We start from the raw sequence: 17,987 nt of genomic DNA on the forward strand, positions 1-17,987 counted from the left end.
TAAAAAAATCCCCTCCAGATAAAACAGTATTGAGTCCATCATATCAGATGGACTCTTTTTTTACTGTCTACCTATAGGGGATAATACCAATTCGGCATCTTTTTTTGTCGTTAAATAGCTACTGGGCAAATTCATTATTATTGTCTACAATGAGAAAGTGCAGTATAGAAATATTAGAAACTGTATAAAACGATTGTTAATAAGTTTTTTAGTTTAAATTCGTCACATAGAAAGGAAGCAATATGGAGGAACTACAACAAAATAAAACTGCTTTAGAAGGAAGCGGAAAACCGTTATTAAAAAATACGAATTTCCTTTTTCTTTGGGCAGCTACTCTTTTTTCAAGCTTTGCTTTAGCCTTTTTTACTTTTTCACAAACGTGGTACATAGCAAAAACATTAAACCTTGAAGCTTCACTCGGTGTTGTTTTCGTAGCCCTTAGTGTTCCAAGGCTTATTTTTATGATTGTCGGCGGCGCTGTAGCTGATAAATTCCCGAAAAAAAACATTATGTTTTACTCCAATATCATTCGAGCGATTCTTGTCGCAACCATTCTCACATGGTTCATTGTCGGTGATGTAACACTATATACATTTGCTTTATTCGCTTTATTCTTTGGACTTGCTGATGCTTTCTTCTGGTCAGCAGATGGATCTATCTTACCGGAATTGGTAGAAAAAAGCCGGTTAACACAAGCAAATTCACTTACACAAATGACGAACCAAGCATCGGTCATCTTAGGCCCTGTACTTGGTGGTATTCTCATTAAATTTACGAACTATGAGACAATCTTTTCCATTACGATTTTATTACTAATTTTCGCTGCCATACTCGTTCAAAAAATACAATTTACGATGCCAGAACAAAAAGATACAGATAAAGGTATGTTCACTTCCATTAAAGAAGGAATCTTATATGTAAAGGAATCGCCATTCCTTTCAACTTTCCTTATTTGTAGCGCTTTTTTAAACTTATTTTTAATCGGCCCGATGCAAGTTGGTTTCCCGCTTTTTGTTAAAAACGTTCTGCATGGTGATTCGCTCCAGTTTAGTTACTTAGAAGCATCTGTAGGCGGCGGAATGGCAATCGGTGCTATCATTGTAGGTTTAAAAAATATTAATCGTAGACGCGGTCTATTTTGTATTATCATGATGCTATTGTCTGGTATATTCTTCTTAGCCATCAACTTTAGCACCGTACTTTGGCAAGCACTATTAGCCGGCATGTTTTATGGTATTACAATCGCAATGGCGATTGTACCGCTTATGGCAATGATTCAATCGACAGTAAAAGAAGAAATGATGGGACGCGTAATGAGTTTACTTATGCTATCATCAATGGGCTTTATCCCGCTCTCTTATGCATTCACATCACTTGCACTTGCAATGGGAATTCCAATCGTAACCGTTATGAAAAGTGGTGCAATAGCTGTTATCGTCTTCGTACTATTTGTAGCGATTCGTGTTCCAGTTGTAAGGAAGTTCGATTAGCCACTTAGAGTCATGTATTATACGCATGGCTCTTTTTTGAATGGATCAAATAGTGATATTCCCTTACTTCTCCTTAATGCTGCTCCCCATTCTAATCCAACCTCTAAAAATAAATCTCGCACTGTACTGTATAAAAGTGCCCCAATGTCTTTACGAATTTCCCCATATTTATATGCTCTTACAACACTTTTCACGCGCCAAATTAAATTTCCATACACTTCTTCGTCAGCTAATATTTGCTCTAGTAAAACACCTTGTTCTAATAACCCACTCTTTTTATACGCAAGCTCGACCTTACTCCAAAATATATTAATTTTCTTCGGATTACTCGTCATCGGCACCAGTGCGTATATAAAAGGCTTCGGTATATCATGACGGGAATACGTCTCATCAAGCTCATACGTTCCTTTTCTTTTCTCTTTTATTTGCGAAATGTTTTTAGAAAGAATTGTTTCCCCAGCAATTTTTTGCTCATTTTTACTACAGCCAGTTGCATTATCCTCAGTTTTACAAGCGGACATTTTCATACGGTCATCCATGCGGTCAATCGCAGATGTAAGAAATACATATAAGTTTGCACTATACCCGCCGCGTTTATGCCTTTCTTTTGTTGCAACACGCTTTATAATTCCTAGTTCCTCTAACTTTGCAATTGAACGGCGTACTGTACGAATACTCTTTCCAACATTCGTCGCAATCGTCCCCATTAATGGACAAGCAACCCCTACTGTTTTTTGTTTCTCATTCACCGCATATTTTCCTAAAAAATGAATAATGATAGAATCAGTTTTATTCAATTGAAATCGGTAGCACTTCAAAACTTGTTTTTGATATGTATTAAACTCTTCTTTACTTCGAAATTCACTATATGGTTTCATTAAATTATATAAGCTTCCCATTTATATCACCTCATTTATAAGTAAGAGGCAGGAAGCGAAATTGGCGTGATAGTTAATATTTTTTAATGGAGATGAAAATATGATCGTAATTAGCGCTTGTTTAGGTGGGATTGCTTGCCGTTATGACGGGAATGACAATCTCGTTTCAAAAATAGAGGAGCTTCTGCAAAAAGAAGATACAGTCCTCATTTGCCCTGAAGTATTAGGAGGACTACCAACACCTCGTCCTTCCGCTGAAATTATTGGCGGGAATGGCGACGACGTTTTAGACGGAAAAGCGAAAGTGATAACAAAAAATGGTGAAGATGTCACAGCAGCTTTCGTAAATGGTGCTTATAAAGCATTAGAACAAATTAAAGATTTACACCCAGAATATATTATTTTAAAAGAACGCAGCCCATCTTGTGGTAGTTCTACGATTTACACTGGAGAATTTAACGGTAATAAGCAAACTGGTTTCGGAGTGACAACTGCTTTATTTAAAAGACACGGATTTAAAGTCATTTCAGAAGAAGAATTTGAAAACAAAAAAAGGAATTGACCCTGTTCGTCAATTCCTTTTTATCTGTCTTATTTCACACTTAGTTTTTCTTTCACTTTCGCTGGGAGCTCGTCTTTTTTCACTTCTTCCCAAGCTGTTACACCTTTTTTATCTGAGTGGTATACGCGTAGGAATGCTTCTTTACGAAGATTTTTTTGAGCTATGAATTCTAATTCTTTCTCTTTACCGTCTTTATCGAATCCTTTTAATTTATACTCGAAATATTTATGTGGCTCTCCGTTATCAAACTTCTCATTTTTTTCAATTCCATCAGCTGTAACTTGAACGTAATACTCATCTTTTCCTAAACGATTAATATCACAACCAACTAAAAGGCTTGCGAATACAACTAAAATACTAAACAGTGCAATATATCTTTTCATTTCCTTCACCTCATATGTTTTTTCTTATATTCTTATCTTAAAGCCCGGAGCTTAAAGAAGAAATTCAAAAACATGACATGAACATTACACTTTTGTAAGATAATAATTATTTCTTCACTTTAGAAATTGTCATTACATTAAATTTCTGTATAACGTTTTTGTTTCGCACGCTCATCAGCTACACTACCGCCAATAACGTCTTTCACGCCAATTCTGCCACTTATCACGTAATTTCCTTATACCGTTTATTACGCCTTCTATTATGCCTTCAATTATAATCTCTATTACAAGATATCTTACTAAACTAATAACAGGTTTAATTACGTATCTCCTTATGAATTCAAGAATATCCTCCATCATATTTTCCTCCTTCTTTCAAAAGGAGGCTGCTACTCCTCCGCGTCCTTTTACGTCCAGTTACAATTGCTGCCCTACTGCGGTATATATCAACAAAGATAATACGACAACAACATCCACGATAACGCTATTGAATTTGGAAGAAACTTCGGTAAATACTAATACTGTAGTTAACATAGCTAAGAGAATTATTTTTTCACCTATATTCGGAGATGCTCCCAAAAACTTTATAAAATCAAAGACAACTTTACTACAATTCTTCCCGTAACTAATTTATTATCGTGGTAAACCGTCTTCCACTACATCCGTAACAGTTCCATTCGGTTCAAAGATTACACGTAATGATCCTTCTCCACCATAACCAGTATAGTCATATACTGAATAAGATTTATATTTCTCAATCACATGTGGCTGTCCAATTGCAGCTTTTACCTGATTCGCGGCCATACCTTTTTTGATTTTCAAATAATGATTGTAACTTACTGCTGCCGAATTGTTATTTACATCTTTATACCACGGTACACGATCGTTTTTTTCTTCATATTCCTTTACAGGCTCTTCACTACGTTTCGTAAATACCTGATTCTCTTTATCTGTATCTTTATCTTCATCCTTTATAGCAGTACGTTCAATATTTACAACATAACCATATGTATTTAATTCAACCATAATTTCATATGTACCATCCGTATCTTTTTCAGTATAAAATACGCGTTTTTCATGGTTATTATAATGTTTTATGTTCTCACCACCATAGTCAATCGTATTAAGAATATCCGTATACGTCATACCTTCCTCAATCTGTTGAAATTCATCATGAGAAATATAACGCTTTTGTGATGATGGTGCATCCTCATTTTTAATACTTTCACGTTTGCTCGTAGTCATAGGTGTTTTCTTCTGATCTTTTAGTACTTCACCTTCCGCCTTCGCTGGTTGCTTTGCTCCTGCTTTTGTTAATACGTCTGTATCGCTAGAACAAGCTCCCAAAATCGATACTGTAGTCAACGCCATCCCTACTATAAGTACTCTCTTAAATGACTTCACTCTAATCCCCCCGGTGTTTTTTTATATCTAGTAATCAACGTATTTTAATTAATACGGAACTATTCAGTTCTATACAATTTGCTATAGCCTTCTCGCTCATGCACCTTTTTTGTATAAAGTGAAACTTTAATCAGTGGGGGGTTTTCTTCTTCCCCACTGATTATTAGTTGAACCAATCGTGCTGCATAAATCTACCTATTAGTAATAACCGATGCATTTACAACTAGTCCGAACATAATCCCCAATCATCTTCGTTACAAATATTAAAATTAAATATAACTAATAAATAGTATATTTTTGCTAATCATTTACATTTTTTCTACATAATCTTATCTTAAAATGAACAATATGAATCTCGAATTCACAGCATTAATCATATATACCATATATAGTAACGTTTAAATTAAAATCTAAAGTAACTTTACATGCATTTTCTGTTTTAACGCAAAAAGAAAAGACCTTTCTAACGATTTTATTCCATCGCTAAAAAGGTCTTTTCTTTTTTGGCTAAAAACTTAGCACTCTTCTGGCTTACCAGCATTCGATGCTGTACGGAAAGATGATCCACATCCGCATGATGCGATTGCGTTTGGATTGTCGATTGTGAATCCGCCGCCAAGCATAGATTGTTTATAGTCAATTTTTACTCCTTTAACAATTGGAGCACTTTCTGTATCGATAACAAATTCAACACCGAAAAACTCAAGAACTGTGTCGTCTTCTTTTGGTTCTACTTCAAATCCTAAGCCGTAAGAAAGACCGCTACATCCGCCGCCGTGTACAGCAAGGCGCACATACTTCTCTCCATCTTCAGCATCTTTTAACATATCTTTAATTTGAAAAGCTGCTTGTTCTGTTACTTCAATCATGAAATACACCTTCCCTTCTGTTCTTAGTCCATTATACATCTTTACGCTTCTATCTTGTACTCATACACTCCGCGGCAAATTACTTCCGCAGGTCCTTTCATCAACACGTTTCCTTCTTCAGTCCACGCAATCATTAAATCGCCGCCAGCTAAATGGACTGTAATTTCCTTACCACGTTCCATCTTTCCATTTAAAATAGCAGCTACAACTGCAGCGCACGCTCCTGTTCCGCAAGCTTGCGTTACACCAGATCCACGTTCCCAAACGCGGAAGTTCATCTCGTCATCATTCAAAATTTCGATAAACTCAACATTTACTCGCTCTGGGAACATTTCATGTGTCTCGAGAACTGGTCCAAGTGTTGTAAGAGGTGCTTTTTCTACATCATCAACAAAAATAACCGCATGCGGATTTCCCATTGAAACAGCTGTAAATGCATAACGATGATTATTGTATAAGAAGTTTTCACGGATAAATGGTGTTTCACCTTCACCAAGCATCGGTATTTCTGCACGTGTTAGACGCGGTGCTCCCATATCGATTTTTGCTAATGTCACGACACCAGCTTCTACTGTTACTTCAGCCGTTACAATACCAGCTAACGTTTCAATTGTGAAAACTGTTTCTTCTACTAGTTTATGCTCATACGCATATTTCGCTACGCAGCGTAAACCGTTACCACAGCTCTTTCCTTCAGAACCATCATTATTAAACATACGCATCTTCACCGGAGCTACGTCTGAAGGGCAAATTAAAATCATCCCGTCTGCTCCAATACCAGTATTAATATTTGAAACCTTTTCGGCCACAAGGGCTAAATCTTCTTCAGGAATTTGCTCTTCAAACATATTTACATATATATAACTATTGCCAAGACCATGCATTTTTGTAAAAGAAAATTGGCTCATTTATATTCACTCCAAAAATAATTTGTTATGTTAAGTATAAAATGCATGCTTTTAGAACACAATATGAATGTCCTCCGTTTCTCATATTTGACAACGTTTGGCGATGAGCCACTCTTACACAATTTGTGTAAGAAAAAAACCCTTCTAAAAAGGGCCTTTTTTTATTTATCCTACTGTTTTCGATTGGGGAAGACTAATACTCAGTATTAGTCTTCCCCACGAAATAAAGTTTTATCTAATGAAAAAGGTGCTGCTAATTCGCAACACCTTAAAACATTGGATTTTCATCCAAATACTCATATACATTATTAACAAGCTCTTCTACTGTTGCACCTTGTACAACTTCACCATTTACAAGTGCAAATGGTCCTTCAAAACAAATGCCACAATATCCTAAACAACCATACTCCATTACATCTAAATTCGGATCTTTTTCTAATTTTTCTAGAGCTGCTTGTGAACCACTTGCAAGGTTACCTACACAAAATTCAATTAATGGTTTAATCAAAATTCTCCCCCCTGTACTACAAAACAAATTACCTTTTCACTTTATCTATAAGAAGAAAACTAAGCTGTTTCTTGTTGTTTTCGTTACACAGTCTAAACTATTTAGTTACTTCATTACTTCACTTCAAAGTAGATGATTTCTTCTATATAACATGCTACTTACAATGAAAGAGTAACTTAAAAAGAAAAACAGTTTACTTTTCTCCTTATTGTACAACAGAGTATTCATTCATGCATTGTTATTTGTTCACAAATTCGATATAATTTGATTGAGTAAAGTCAAAATATTTTATTAATATAAAATTTTATGATTAGGGGATATTTCAACAGAAAAGGGGTAATCCATCATGAAACACCTCGTAATACTAGGTGGCGGCTACGGTGGAATGAGAATTCTGCAAAGGCTACTTCCAAGCAACCAACTTCCAGATGATGTACAAGTGACGTTAATCGACAAAGTACCATATCATTGCTTCAAAACTGAATATTATGCATTAGTTGCGGGTACTATTTCAGAAACGCATATTCGTATACCGTTTCCTGAACACCCACGCCTCAATATTCAATACGGCACAGTAACAAATATTGACCTCGAAGAAAAAGCTGTTCATCTTGATGGCGGCGAAGCGATCCAATATGATGATTTAATTATCGGACTTGGCTGTGAAGATAAATATCATAACGTTCCTGGAGCTAGAGAATATACACATAGTCTACAATCAATTGAACAAACACGTAAGACATATGAACAATTAAATAGTCTAGAACCAAATGCAACAGTAGCTGTCGTTGGTGCTGGCTTAAGTGGCGTTGAAGTAGCAAGTGAACTTCGTGAAAGCCGTTCTGATTTAAAAATCTATTTATTTGATCGAAAAGATAGAATTTTATTCCCATATCCAGAGAAATTAAGTAGATACGTAGAAGAATGGTTTGTAAAGCATAAAGTTAACATTATACGAAACTCTAACATTACAAAAGTAGAACCAAATATTGTCTACAACCACGATGAACCACTTGAATGTGATGCAATCGTCTGGACAGCTGGTATTCAAGCAAATGAAGTTGTTCGAAACCTTCCAGTTGAACAAGATGGTAGCGGACGGGTTGTCTTAACTAAATATCATAATATTCCAAATAACGATCATGTTTACGTTGTAGGAGATTGCGCAGCACTTCCACATGCACCATCTGCCCAACTGGCTGAAGGTCAAGGAGAACAAATTGTCCAAATATTATTAAAACGTTGGAATAATGAACCACTCCCGGATGAACTACCTGTTATTAAATTAAAAGGTGTTCTAGGATCTCTTGGTAAGAAGCACGGCTTTGGTTTACTAGCAAACCAACCATTAATGGGACGTGTACCGAGATTATTAAAATCTGGTCTTCTTTGGATGTACAAATATCATAAAGGTTAATACTTTACAGGCTGTCTACTATGTAGGCAGCCTCTTTGCATCAGTTTTTAAAAATTATCAGACACATCTTTCTCAATATTTATAATGATTTATTTTTCATTTTCATATTAAAAAATATTGATAAACATTGTATGCTATTTGTAAGTTGTTTTATTATTTCCTTTAAGACCGAATTCATTCGGTCTTATTTTTTATGTGATAAATACTTTTGTAGGAGGCATTACATTCGACTTATGAACTTATCGAAACTAAACAATCGAATAGAAGCGAAAAAGAAAGAGTTAATCTATCTCGTTGAACGATACGGATTCACTCATGATAAAGTGATTTCTTTCAGCCAAGAATTAGATCGTTTACTTAACTTATTAATAAAACTCAAGACGAAGAAAAAACGTTGTTCGTTATAACCATTTTCCCCTCTTTTTTTGATACGATATAACTAGAATCAGAAAGGAGCGATTTATGTTTATATTAAAAGACGTTATATATAAAGATATACTACACATTCCTTATTTACAGATTCAAAAAGAAAAGATTACTTGTATTATCGGTGAAAGCGGAAGCGGAAAAAGCACATTACTTCGCATGTTAAACGATTTACAATCCCCAACATCCGGTACAATTGAATATAACGGAAAGTTAATTTCTGATTATCACCCTATTCAATTACGTCGTGACGTAGTTATGCTTGGGCAAACTCCACCTATTTTTGATGGAACCGTTAAAGACAACCTATTAATGGGACTTCGTCTTTCTGAAAAACCATTTCCAAATGATGATGCCCTGCGGAGTGCATTACAAACCGTTAGCTTAGACAAGCAATTAGAAGATAGCACCTCCTCATTATCCGGCGGTGAAAAACAAAGACTTGCCTTTGCACGTATCGTACTTATGGATCCGCCTGTCTATTTATTAGATGAACCCACTTCAGCATTAGACAGTGATACAGAACGCCGCGTTATGAAACAATTTACTGAACTAGCACGAAAAAAGAAAAAAACAGTTATCTTCATCACACACTCGCAACAACTTCCAAAAGAAATTGCAGACGATATTATTGAAATTAGCAAAACAAAGGGTGCAACTAGAAAGGAAGTGCTCTCAGTTGAAGGGCATTATTGAACTCCAAATTTGGCAACTTGCAGCTGCCTATATTTTCATTCTTATTTTAATTGGACTTGTAAAATTAAAAGGAATACCTCGCGAAAAACAAATCGCGCTCGCAACATTCCGTATGACGATTCAGCTCGTACTTGTTGCATATGTCCTTACATACGTATTTGAAAACAGTAATCCATTTTATACAATCGCTCTCATCACTTCTATTACTACCTTTGCAATTTTTAATATTTATAAACGGGTTAACATCCCAATGTCTAAAGAATTAAAACGAGTAGCCGCCCTTTCCATGGTCGCCGGATCAATTGGGCCACTTCTACTATTTATCTTTGTTATTATCGGTCATGACCCTTGGTATGCTCCGCAATATATCGTCCCTATTACAGGAATGTTAGTTGGGAATGCCATGACTGGTGTTTCTCTTGGTGCAAATACGTTCTTAAACAATATGAAATCGCAAAGAGGTCAAATTGAAGGTGCACTTATGCTCGGCGCAACACCGAAAGAAGCTGCTGCTCCGCTCATTCGAGACGCTTTTGACTCTGCGATTTTACCAACAATTAATTCTATGGTCGGAATGGGAATTATAAGCTTACCAGGCATGATGACTGGCCAAATATTATCCGGTGTATCACCATTCACAGCCATTCAATATCAAATCGCCATCATACTCGGTATTTCTGGAAGTACTGCCTTTGCTGTCATTATCTTTTTACAGCTTGGATATAAAACGTTCTTTAATAAGCGATGTCAGTTGAAAGAGGTTGACTATGATGCGAGGTAAATCGTAACTTTCGCTCAGTAAATGATGCATCGTTCTCGGTGAGTGAAATTATATTAACGATTTTTTCAATATATCTATCATAACTTGCAATATATCAACGATTTTTCAAATATATCTATCATAACTCAGAATATATCAACGATTTTGTACGAAATATCGATTTACCGACAAAAAGTGACATAATAAAAAGAGGAGGCTATTCGCCTCCTCTTCTATTTACTTATGCCTTCTTAACGAACTGTGATTTTAACTTCATAGCTCCGAAACCGTCGATTTTGCAATCGATATCGTGATCGCCATCAACTAGACGGATACTCTTTACTTTCGTACCGATCTTCACAACTGAAGAAGTTCCTTTTACTTTTAAATCTTTAATAACAGTAACAGCGTCGCCATCTTGAAGAACGTTTCCGTTCGCATCTTTTACAACTTTTGCACCATCATTATTTTCAGCTTCTGCTTCTTGGCCCCACTCATGAGCACATTCTGGACATACGAAAAGAACGCCATCCTCATACGTATATTCTGAATTACATTTTGGACAATTTGGTAAAGTAGCCATAAATTTATTTCCTCCGTTCATTATTTATACGTAAAAATCAAAATTGATGTTTACATCTCGATAAATAAAATTTGTATAGCATTTCTTTATAGTGCCACAGTCTCACGTTATTGACAAGCCTACCTCAAATTCTCATTTTTTATTGTATTTTACAAAATTTCAATTCGTATGCCGTTTTTCTATTTGCTCTTCCACTAATTTTAAAAATCTTCGTTGTGCATTTTTATTTTTTACGAGCAATCGAACTCTTAGCTTACTTTGTAAATATGAGCGAACTTTGTAGTTCGTAATAAATAACTTTCGATACTTCTTGTCTTCATATATCATTAGAAACCATTCATACTGCTGCAAGTAACGTATGTTAACATCAATCTTTTTCGTGTGTAAACCCGTACTTAAACTAATAGATCCTATTAGAGCTTCTATTCATGCTGAAATCATTTCTCTCCCCCTAATAAACAAAAGAAGAACCTTCGCAAGATTCTTCTTTTCAAAATGAACGAGTTCCCTCTAGAACCCCCAATTATTTTCTTCAATGTAAATTTGATATTCTTCTACTTCTTCTTCACTTAACTTCTTATTATTTTCATATATCTCTTGCCACTCGAAATAATCTTCATCGAAATAAACAGCAAATTTAATTTTCACGTTTTTCTTCTCTGTATAATCATAACCAGTAAACTCTACTACGTCATAATCTTTTTCTTTCTTAACAAACTTCCAAGCTGGATTATCAGTCATAATCTCTAAAGTAACCCCTTCACCGCTTGAACGAACAACGTTTTTAATATTCGGTTCAGTTGGTAAAAAGGACAGCCCGAACGCAGCTAACCCAAACACAATCCCGACTATAACCTGTAAACCAATCATACCAGCAATACTCACGCCACCCTTTGATTGTAAGAAATACGCCTTCTCATGATCAGACGAATCTTCTCCCTTACGAAAAACACGAACAGCATGCTTGTAATATAAACGGTTTCCTTGCCATCCAGTAAATATCATCATTCCTAATTGAAGAACTAAATTAAATGTTACATAAATCCCATCTGGAATATCTATAAAAGGGGGTATAACTATACTAGGTATAGCCAATAACGCAAATATAATAAATAACTTATACATTTTTCGATAAGCTAACCAAAAAGTTGGGAAGAAAAAGGCTACCCAATTCCATGTATTCCCTTGCGCTGGATTTTCTACTTTACCCCACTTAAAGTCATAATAAGCTGTATTCTTTTGAACAACTTTATGTAATTCTTGTGGAGAAATCGTTTCTTGTAAAACAGTGTCCTTCACGTACATCATCCTTTTCTTATTTCTATATACATTTATTGTATATGCACAAAATGAAGGAATCTAACAAAAAGTACACATATTTCATAAAAATGAACGGAAATCGAATATATTCCGACAATTATCCGTTTCTTATTTCATTTTACTTTTAAATATATTAAAATAATCATGTATCATATCTTTAATACACTAAGTTAATTATTTTATATATTCACTAAAAAGGATGCATCAAAATCATTTTTATACATCTTTTTTAGTGAATATATACTACATTTCCTCCCTCTTAATCACATTGAAATACTATTTTATTTCTCGCACATTCCCCTTCACTTTCTCAATAATATCTTCTATACGCTCCGCTATACATTCCGGCTCCCAATCTCCCTCACCATGCATAGCTGTATAAACTGGACAATTCTTATCGTTACTATCTACAAAGATTGGATCCCCAAGATATGAATCTAGTCCAATTACAATCCATCCTTCTTTCCAATCTCCTTCTTCATTTCCGATTAAACTTTGTCCTTCACCATCCACGCTATAACCAAGTTGTCCTTCTTCTATCTCTTCACTATTAAATAGTTCTATTGTGATTGATTCAAATTCACACTCTAACTCAATTTCATTATCCTCAGCACGATCTACATGTTCTAAAAGTTGTTTAATTTTATTGTGGTTCATCATAATAGTTTCTCCATTCCATTTTTCGGAAATTCCATTTTATTCATAATAAGCTGCTGCGAACAACATCTGGGCAATAAACTTCCATGGAATATTTTCTGGAAGCTTCTCCCCTTGATTTATATAAACACCTTCATAAGCACCTAACCAACCGTGTAATGCATCTAAATAATTCTCTACCTCTATGTTCTCCCATTCATCTTTATTCACTTTAAAATCTTTTTGAAGGTGTACAAGAAATTTCAATAAGTCTTCTTTAGAATTTACATGATCAAGGTATTCAAATACATCCATATTTTATTTCTCCCTCTATCGCTCGGCATTTAAACTAACTATAATATATGACATAAGATTCTTAAAACTATTATTTGAGGAGTTCCGATATGAAGACTACAATTTGGACAGAAGATGATTATTTAAAACTAGCACCTATAAACGACGAACTAATAAAAAAAGCAGAAGATGCACTGAACGTAAAGCTTCCAGAATCGTACATAAACCTGCTAAAAGAACAAAACGGAGGAACACTGCGCCTTGATGCTCACCCTACTTCAGAGCCGAATTCTTGGGCAGACGATCACGTTAATGTTTCTGGCTTATATGGCATTTCTTTTGATGAAAATGAATCTAGTATTTTAGAGAGCCGTTATTTAATTCAGGAATGGGAAATGCCTGAGAATCTCGTACTTTTATCTGGGGACGGACATACGTGGATTGCATTAGACTATCGCAATACTGCTGAAAATCCTCCAGTTATATTTATCGATAATGAGATGGAGCAAATTATTGAATTAGCACCTAATTTCGAGAGTTTCTTACAAAACTTAACTACGTACGAATATGACGAAGAGTAAGCCTCACTCTAAAGAGGAGAAAAATTTCATTACAAATTTGCACGCTGCTTTAAAACCACTTGGATTTAAGAAAAAAAGACATACATTTTGCAAAGCTGAAAACGGATTTTATAAGCTCATTAACATACAAAAAAGCCAGTTTGAAGATAGTTTTTATATAAACATCGGAGTTCACCCGATCGGTCTCCCGCAGCTTATTACAGACCAGTTACAAATACAAGAAAACATTTCAATATTCGATTGCATTCTACAAACGAGAATAGAGCCTATACATATGAACCAGAACCAGTTATTGCATAATGTTTCACATGAAACTATCAACATTCCGAATTACCTTTCTACTATTTTCGACTGGTTTCAAGTGTGGGCGTCTTATGAAAATTTAGCAAAAACAAATATACACGCTATTACTCCGGTGCTAGCTGTCGTTCCAATATTACAAGAAAAAGCATTCTTGCTTCTTACTTGTTTCTCTTTCTACAAATTAAAACAGTACGAACAAGCTAACCGCTATTTACAGCAATATTTGCATTGTGCTGTAAATCTTAATACCGAGGAAAAAGAGCAAGTATTCTTTCACGAAGTTGATATGTCTACTAGTGCTTTATATTCCTCTTGTAACTTTTTAAATTGTTCTTCATACTTTTGCATCTTTACCATATCCGTTTTCGAATTAAGGATTGGTCTTCTTCTCCCAATCACCATTATATTCTTTCCCTCTATTGCATCGTTCATATATACGTAAGGTCTGAAAAATTCACATTTCGTATATGGCAATGCTACAGATAATTTTGCATACTCTTCCACCTTAAATTGATTAGATAAACTTAACTCTCGTAAATTTTTCAATTGGATTAAAGGTTCTAACGAATCATCTTTAACCTTTAAGTTCATAAGAGTAAGTTTTTTTAAATTCTGTAATGCAGCGAGTGGTTGTAAAGTTTGTACTTTCATTGCTGTATTTATCCCACCGCCCATGTAAAAGGTATTGAGTTGCGGACACTTACTTAAAGCACTTAAATCTTCTAGCTTAGAAAAATCATCAATTAATAAGGATTTGAGTTTTTTATTATACGCGATATCCCATAACGTCTTCGCTTTTGTATTCCAGCACATATACAACTGTTGTAAATCTGATAACTTCTGAAGGCCACTTAAATCCTCTACCCGCATTTCGTAAACATATAATATATCGGGACGAGCATACGAAAGAATATGTTCAAACTGTTTTTGATTTACTGCGAAAACCCATAATTTCTTAACTTGTAAAGATGCTAGTCGTTCTATATTTTTTGTTTTCCCCTCAATCGCTAATTCTTCTAAATTAGCAGTAACATTTTCCAAGTCCTTTATAATCCTCGGCTGCTCACCAATCGGAAACATTTTATCCTCTCCTACAAAGCCCAAGTAATATTCATCTCTTCAAAAGAATCCTTACTAACTTCCAATCCTTCACTATCATCCGTTCCGATCATCGCCACTTCTTCTTTAGACAACATAATTTCCTCGTTTGGATTTTTAATTTTTCTCTCATACACGAGTTGTAAAAGCTCTATTTGCTCTTCTGTCAGCTCATATTCTTCTTCTAATCTTTCTATTGCTGATTGCAGGTCAAGTAGTGGGATTTCTAATAAAAATCCGCCATGCTCTTCCATCTCTTCAAATGAATCGATTGAATATGCACCGCTATCCTCAATCCAAAATGCTGTTGTAATGAAAGGTACAGTCTCACCTTCTACTTCTTCTAATATGTATTGAAGAGTTTCTTCTTTCGCAATATGTATCACTTCCGAAGGTGCTCCTTCAAAGTAATTTTCCGCATCAATCCACTCATCTATTCTCTCGCTATTCACATCTTGCAGACATACAATCGTATAATTCGGATGAAACGTAATTGTCCCTCGTCCGCCTTGAGTATCTTGCATACTATAGTTAAATCCGTCCCATGAACTTTCATGTGAGAAATCTGGACAATGCGCTACATTAATTGCATGGGCAATCGAATTTAAAACGCATCCTTTCCATAATTGTTCTCTATTTATATGTAATTTATATTTACTCATAATCTTCCCCCATACACATATTTTTTCTATTATCTTTCCTCTACATAATACTTGTAAAGTCTTTTCTATCTGCTACAAAATACGAAAGACGCCATTTTCAAAAAGGCGTCTTTTTACAATTGAAAATTTACTAATATAAAAAATGCATTATTTAATAAATGAATCCCCCATGGGACGAGTAAGTTATTTGTTTTCTTATACGTATAAGCTAAACATATACCGCCACCAAAAATATATAAAACACTCCCTACTGTAAGGGGATGCCCTAAAGTAAATATAGAAGCACTTATAACGGCACTACTAAGTATAGAGAAGCGCTGAGATAATTTCATAAAAAACATACCTCGGAATACAAGCTCTTCCCAAACCGGTGCGAAAATCGTGAGTACAACTACGTATAAAATAATTTCATTTTTAGTAGGCTCTATTACTATATTAGGTTCATCCACACGAAGCCCATGTGGTAAAACTAAATTTAATACTGCAAGATATATAAGCAGTACGATCATCGTCATTACTATCGTTACATAATGTTTAAAATTATTGAACTGTATTGATTTTACTAACTGTACACAGTGATTTCTTGCTGGTGAATATATAAAAATAATAGTAAGAAATGTTAAAGGTGGAATAAGATGATCTACATACCATGGGTATAAGGAAGAATCATATAAAAGGTTCAAAAAACCAATTCCATGCATGACCCCAAAAATAATTAATAGAATGCTAATTACTTGGCGCATACTCATTTGTTCATTCTTTTCTTCATATGTAGCTAATTCTATATTCATCCTATCCCCTCCAGTATAATTAAACTTTTTAAACCATTATATACCAAATTTAACATAAAAAAAGACAATACACCCCACTGTATTGTCCATTTTCTTCCCTACCATTTCTCTCTACACATCTCAATTAAATGCAGTAAGTACCTCTTCGTCATATCTGCCCTTCCCCACCTTGAGAGCATTCGCTTTTCTTTTGGACTCTGTCGTATTCTCGCTACTTCTTTTAATAAAATCTCCCATTCTTCCGCTGAACGTTCTGACAAGTATTGCAAGCCTCTATCTTTTGAAACGATTGTTTTATGATCTAGTGTATATAAAATACGTCCCATCGTAACGACAGCTGATTCTACCCACTCTTCTATAAAAAATAAATATGGCTTCTTCGCCTTTTCACTCCAGTACTGTTCTACGTTATATTTCATCGTATTTACTACATCATTCCATTGTATTTGCAGCGGAAGATCTTCTGCTTCTTTTCCGGTAACTGTAATGCCTTGATTTTTCAACGTCCACCATGTGACCGCATTAATGTCCCAATGACCAACATTAGCTTTACCATCTGCACAATACACATACTCGTTCATTTCATCATTGTATTTCCCTAAGTCAGCAAGCGAAATATACATACCGTCCATTCTTTTACCTAGCGTATTATCACTAAGTTTCTTATGTAGTTCCACAAGCTGCTGTTTTTCAGCTTCATTCACGGAATCATTTATCACTGTAACAAAATCAACATCGCTCGTTTCCTTATGAAATGCACCTAGTGCGATGGATCCGTAAATATATAACCCGACTATTTTTTCATCCAAAAAAATTTCTTTTAATTCTACTGTGTACCGCTCCATTAACTGCTCTACTTCCGTTGGTAACGCATGCTTCACTCCATTTTTCATACCTATCCCTCCAATAAAAAAAGCCTTTGCAAATTCGCAAAGACTTCTTGTTTTATAAATATTTCTCGATTTCTTCGTAAACATCCTTCAAACGAGGATTTCCTTCTCCAACAATTTCTCCATTTACAAGAACGACCGGATAAAATAAATCTTCTTCCACTACGCGCTCTGCGAATGCTTTTTTATCCGCATCTTCTTGTTCTTCTTGGAAATCAATATACTCGAAATTAAATTTATTTTCTTGTCCTTCATATTTACGACCAATTGCCGCTTGTAACCACTCAAACGTTTCTGTTGAAGATGGCATTCCAACGCAGCTCGCACAAATTACTTTCGTCCCATACACTTGAACATTAACCATTTCTTCTCCCCCACTTCTTGTCCCAACAGTATATTCAGATGTCTTATTACATAAGCACATCATTTTACAAACTTATTCCATACCCCTATACTGAAAAAACACGATACAAAATTTCGACAATAAAACAAGAAGAGAAAAAATAGATTTTCCCCTCTATCTTGATT

At 35.0% G+C, this 17,987-nt stretch carries 23 protein-coding genes and 2 pseudogenes; 8 read left to right on the forward strand and 17 right to left on the reverse strand.

Annotated elements, in window-relative coordinates; genetic code table 11:
* Nucleotides 1-242 precede the first annotated feature (242 nt).
* The gene (locus MR169_RS10430) at nt 243-1,490 is read left to right on the forward strand and encodes an MFS transporter (protein ID WP_109140397.1); all 1,248 of its coding nucleotides are present in this window, start codon (nt 243-245) and stop codon (nt 1,488-1,490) included.
* 17 nt (nt 1,491-1,507) lie between these two features.
* Here MR169_RS10430 and MR169_RS10435 read toward each other — a convergent pair whose 3' ends face one another.
* Nucleotides 1,508-2,389 carry a helix-turn-helix domain-containing protein gene (locus MR169_RS10435; RefSeq protein ID WP_044797485.1) on the reverse strand — a complete coding sequence of 294 codons (882 nt, stop codon included), beginning with the start codon at nt 2,387-2,389 and terminating at the stop codon, nt 1,508-1,510.
* Nucleotides 2,390-2,468: 79 nt separating this feature from the next.
* On the opposite strand from MR169_RS10435, the gene MR169_RS10440 reads away from it, so the two are divergent.
* Nucleotides 2,469-2,930 carry a 2-thiouracil desulfurase family protein gene (locus tag MR169_RS10440; RefSeq protein WP_000635484.1) on the forward strand — a complete coding sequence of 154 codons (462 nt, stop codon included), beginning with the start codon at nt 2,469-2,471 and terminating at the stop codon, nt 2,928-2,930.
* Nucleotides 2,931-2,959: 29 nt separating this feature from the next.
* Here MR169_RS10440 and MR169_RS10445 read toward each other — a convergent pair whose 3' ends face one another.
* The 6 genes and pseudogenes from MR169_RS10445 to MR169_RS10465 all read right to left on the reverse strand — a co-directional run bounded on the left by MR169_RS10445 (nt 2,960) and on the right by MR169_RS10465 (nt 7,002).
* Complete coding sequence (locus MR169_RS10445; RefSeq protein ID WP_000833122.1) at nt 2,960-3,313, reverse strand: YxeA family protein; 354 nt, start codon at nt 3,311-3,313, stop codon at nt 2,960-2,962.
* A 140-nt stretch (nt 3,314-3,453) separates the two neighbouring features.
* Nucleotides 3,454-3,537, reverse strand: a pseudogene (locus MR169_RS28315) (methyltransferase); the annotation flags it as partial.
* A gap of 409 nt (nt 3,538-3,946) precedes the next feature.
* Nucleotides 3,947-4,717: a hypothetical protein gene (locus tag MR169_RS10450; RefSeq protein ID WP_000834601.1), complete on the reverse strand. Its 771-nt coding sequence runs from the start codon at nt 4,715-4,717 to the stop codon at nt 3,947-3,949.
* 515 nt (nt 4,718-5,232) lie between these two features.
* Nucleotides 5,233-5,586 (reverse strand): HesB/IscA family protein, encoded by a 354-nt coding sequence (locus MR169_RS10455; protein ID WP_000573825.1) that lies wholly within the window; start codon nt 5,584-5,586, stop codon nt 5,233-5,235.
* A 41-nt stretch (nt 5,587-5,627) separates the two neighbouring features.
* The gene (dapF, locus tag MR169_RS10460) at nt 5,628-6,494 is read right to left on the reverse strand and encodes a diaminopimelate epimerase (protein ID WP_000077391.1); all 867 of its coding nucleotides are present in this window, start codon (nt 6,492-6,494) and stop codon (nt 5,628-5,630) included.
* A gap of 268 nt (nt 6,495-6,762) precedes the next feature.
* Nucleotides 6,763-7,002 (reverse strand): YuzB family protein, encoded by a 240-nt coding sequence (locus tag MR169_RS10465; protein WP_000595026.1) that lies wholly within the window; start codon nt 7,000-7,002, stop codon nt 6,763-6,765.
* 346 nt (nt 7,003-7,348) lie between these two features.
* Between MR169_RS10465 and MR169_RS10470 the strand changes: the two genes are divergently transcribed.
* The 4 genes from MR169_RS10470 to MR169_RS10485 all read left to right on the forward strand — a co-directional run bounded on the left by MR169_RS10470 (nt 7,349) and on the right by MR169_RS10485 (nt 10,322).
* Nucleotides 7,349-8,419 carry an NAD(P)/FAD-dependent oxidoreductase gene (locus MR169_RS10470; RefSeq protein ID WP_000682077.1) on the forward strand — a complete coding sequence of 357 codons (1,071 nt, stop codon included), beginning with the start codon at nt 7,349-7,351 and terminating at the stop codon, nt 8,417-8,419.
* A 233-nt stretch (nt 8,420-8,652) separates the two neighbouring features.
* The gene (locus MR169_RS10475; RefSeq protein WP_001054089.1) at nt 8,653-8,826 is read left to right on the forward strand and encodes an aspartyl-phosphate phosphatase Spo0E family protein; all 174 of its coding nucleotides are present in this window, start codon (nt 8,653-8,655) and stop codon (nt 8,824-8,826) included.
* Nucleotides 8,827-8,881: 55 nt separating this feature from the next.
* A complete protein-coding gene (locus MR169_RS10480; RefSeq protein WP_000470262.1) occupies nt 8,882-9,541 on the forward strand; it encodes an ABC transporter ATP-binding protein in 660 nt (219 codons plus the stop codon).
* Nucleotides 9,525-10,322 carry an ABC transporter permease gene (locus tag MR169_RS10485; RefSeq protein WP_000676009.1) on the forward strand — a complete coding sequence of 266 codons (798 nt, stop codon included), beginning with the start codon at nt 9,525-9,527 and terminating at the stop codon, nt 10,320-10,322. Before MR169_RS10480 ends, MR169_RS10485 begins: the two co-directional genes overlap by 17 nt.
* A gap of 220 nt (nt 10,323-10,542) precedes the next feature.
* Here the strand turns inward: MR169_RS10485 and phnA are convergent, their stop codons facing one another.
* The 5 genes from phnA to MR169_RS10510 all read right to left on the reverse strand — a co-directional run bounded on the left by phnA (nt 10,543) and on the right by MR169_RS10510 (nt 13,155).
* Nucleotides 10,543-10,884 (reverse strand): alkylphosphonate utilization operon protein PhnA, encoded by a 342-nt coding sequence (phnA, locus tag MR169_RS10490; RefSeq protein ID WP_000212737.1) that lies wholly within the window; start codon nt 10,882-10,884, stop codon nt 10,543-10,545.
* 159 nt (nt 10,885-11,043) lie between these two features.
* Nucleotides 11,044-11,310, reverse strand: coding sequence for a hypothetical protein (locus MR169_RS10495; RefSeq protein WP_229197800.1), 267 nt, complete (start codon nt 11,308-11,310; stop codon nt 11,044-11,046).
* Between the two features lie 84 nt (nt 11,311-11,394).
* Nucleotides 11,395-12,192 carry a DUF2628 domain-containing protein gene (locus MR169_RS10500; RefSeq protein ID WP_242319358.1) on the reverse strand — a complete coding sequence of 266 codons (798 nt, stop codon included), beginning with the start codon at nt 12,190-12,192 and terminating at the stop codon, nt 11,395-11,397.
* A gap of 288 nt (nt 12,193-12,480) precedes the next feature.
* Complete coding sequence (locus MR169_RS10505) at nt 12,481-12,864, reverse strand: hypothetical protein (RefSeq protein ID WP_086424172.1); 384 nt, start codon at nt 12,862-12,864, stop codon at nt 12,481-12,483.
* Nucleotides 12,865-12,900: 36 nt separating this feature from the next.
* Nucleotides 12,901-13,155, reverse strand: coding sequence for a DUF7660 family protein (locus tag MR169_RS10510; RefSeq protein ID WP_000382290.1), 255 nt, complete (start codon nt 13,153-13,155; stop codon nt 12,901-12,903).
* An 89-nt stretch (nt 13,156-13,244) separates the two neighbouring features.
* Here MR169_RS10510 and MR169_RS10515 point away from each other — a divergent pair, with 89 nt between their 5' ends.
* Nucleotides 13,245-13,715: an SMI1/KNR4 family protein gene (locus tag MR169_RS10515; RefSeq protein WP_002001370.1), complete on the forward strand. Its 471-nt coding sequence runs from the start codon at nt 13,245-13,247 to the stop codon at nt 13,713-13,715.
* Nucleotides 13,702-14,331: pseudogene (locus MR169_RS10520) on the forward strand (DUF4304 domain-containing protein); the annotation flags it as partial. The gene MR169_RS10515 and the pseudogene MR169_RS10520, both read left to right, overlap by 14 nt.
* On the opposite strand, the gene MR169_RS10525 reads toward MR169_RS10520, so the two are convergent.
* From MR169_RS10525 to MR169_RS10545, 5 genes are all read right to left on the reverse strand, one after another.
* Complete coding sequence (locus MR169_RS10525) at nt 14,292-15,098, reverse strand: leucine-rich repeat domain-containing protein (RefSeq protein ID WP_000483953.1); 807 nt, start codon at nt 15,096-15,098, stop codon at nt 14,292-14,294. The pseudogene MR169_RS10520 and the gene MR169_RS10525 sit on opposite strands and share 40 nt — an antisense overlap.
* Nucleotides 15,099-15,109: 11 nt before the next feature.
* Nucleotides 15,110-15,778 carry a hypothetical protein gene (locus MR169_RS10530; RefSeq protein ID WP_016118823.1) on the reverse strand — a complete coding sequence of 223 codons (669 nt, stop codon included), beginning with the start codon at nt 15,776-15,778 and terminating at the stop codon, nt 15,110-15,112.
* Nucleotides 15,779-15,891: 113 nt separating this feature from the next.
* Nucleotides 15,892-16,569: a CPBP family intramembrane glutamic endopeptidase gene (locus tag MR169_RS10535; RefSeq protein WP_001019403.1), complete on the reverse strand. Its 678-nt coding sequence runs from the start codon at nt 16,567-16,569 to the stop codon at nt 15,892-15,894.
* Between the two features lie 98 nt (nt 16,570-16,667).
* The gene (locus MR169_RS10540; protein ID WP_002001371.1) at nt 16,668-17,462 is read right to left on the reverse strand and encodes a nucleotidyltransferase domain-containing protein; all 795 of its coding nucleotides are present in this window, start codon (nt 17,460-17,462) and stop codon (nt 16,668-16,670) included.
* A 52-nt stretch (nt 17,463-17,514) separates the two neighbouring features.
* Nucleotides 17,515-17,823 (reverse strand): YuzD family protein, encoded by a 309-nt coding sequence (locus tag MR169_RS10545; RefSeq protein ID WP_000248588.1) that lies wholly within the window; start codon nt 17,821-17,823, stop codon nt 17,515-17,517.
* Nucleotides 17,824-17,987 lie beyond the last annotated feature (164 nt).

The organism is Bacillus cereus group sp. BfR-BA-01349 (assembly GCF_022663795.1).
In the GTDB taxonomy this organism is placed as follows: domain Bacteria; phylum Bacillota; class Bacilli; order Bacillales; family Bacillaceae_G; genus Bacillus_A; species Bacillus_A cereus.

Excerpts from the sequence above, each read along its gene's own strand:
- MR169_RS10430 (WP_109140397.1), top strand. The coding sequence starts at position 243 with ATGGAGGAACTACAACAAAATAAAACTGCTTTAGAAGGAAGCGGAAAA.
- MR169_RS10500 (WP_242319358.1), bottom strand. The coding sequence starts at position 12,192 with ATGATGTACGTGAAGGACACTGTTTTACAAGAAACGATTTCTCCACAA.
- MR169_RS10475 (WP_001054089.1), top strand. The coding sequence starts at position 8,653 with ATGAACTTATCGAAACTAAACAATCGAATAGAAGCGAAAAAGAAAGAG.
- MR169_RS10540 (WP_002001371.1), bottom strand. The coding sequence starts at position 17,462 with ATGAAAAATGGAGTGAAGCATGCGTTACCAACGGAAGTAGAGCAGTTA.
- MR169_RS10515 (WP_002001370.1), top strand. The coding sequence starts at position 13,245 with ATGAAGACTACAATTTGGACAGAAGATGATTATTTAAAACTAGCACCT.
- MR169_RS10535 (WP_001019403.1), bottom strand. The coding sequence starts at position 16,569 with ATGAATATAGAATTAGCTACATATGAAGAAAAGAATGAACAAATGAGT.
- dapF (WP_000077391.1), bottom strand. The coding sequence starts at position 6,494 with ATGAGCCAATTTTCTTTTACAAAAATGCATGGTCTTGGCAATAGTTAT.
- MR169_RS10455 (WP_000573825.1), bottom strand. The coding sequence starts at position 5,586 with ATGATTGAAGTAACAGAACAAGCAGCTTTTCAAATTAAAGATATGTTA.
- MR169_RS10510 (WP_000382290.1), bottom strand. The coding sequence starts at position 13,155 with ATGGATGTATTTGAATACCTTGATCATGTAAATTCTAAAGAAGACTTA.
- MR169_RS10440 (WP_000635484.1), top strand. The coding sequence starts at position 2,469 with ATGATCGTAATTAGCGCTTGTTTAGGTGGGATTGCTTGCCGTTATGAC.
- phnA (WP_000212737.1), bottom strand. The coding sequence starts at position 10,884 with ATGGCTACTTTACCAAATTGTCCAAAATGTAATTCAGAATATACGTAT.
- MR169_RS10530 (WP_016118823.1), bottom strand. The coding sequence starts at position 15,778 with ATGAGTAAATATAAATTACATATAAATAGAGAACAATTATGGAAAGGA.
- MR169_RS10505 (WP_086424172.1), bottom strand. The coding sequence starts at position 12,864 with ATGATGAACCACAATAAAATTAAACAACTTTTAGAACATGTAGATCGT.
- MR169_RS10470 (WP_000682077.1), top strand. The coding sequence starts at position 7,349 with ATGAAACACCTCGTAATACTAGGTGGCGGCTACGGTGGAATGAGAATT.
- MR169_RS10435 (WP_044797485.1), bottom strand. The coding sequence starts at position 2,389 with ATGGGAAGCTTATATAATTTAATGAAACCATATAGTGAATTTCGAAGT.
- MR169_RS10480 (WP_000470262.1), top strand. The coding sequence starts at position 8,882 with ATGTTTATATTAAAAGACGTTATATATAAAGATATACTACACATTCCT.
- MR169_RS10545 (WP_000248588.1), bottom strand. The coding sequence starts at position 17,823 with ATGGTTAATGTTCAAGTGTATGGGACGAAAGTAATTTGTGCGAGCTGC.
- MR169_RS10525 (WP_000483953.1), bottom strand. The coding sequence starts at position 15,098 with ATGTTTCCGATTGGTGAGCAGCCGAGGATTATAAAGGACTTGGAAAAT.
- MR169_RS10445 (WP_000833122.1), bottom strand. The coding sequence starts at position 3,313 with ATGAAAAGATATATTGCACTGTTTAGTATTTTAGTTGTATTCGCAAGC.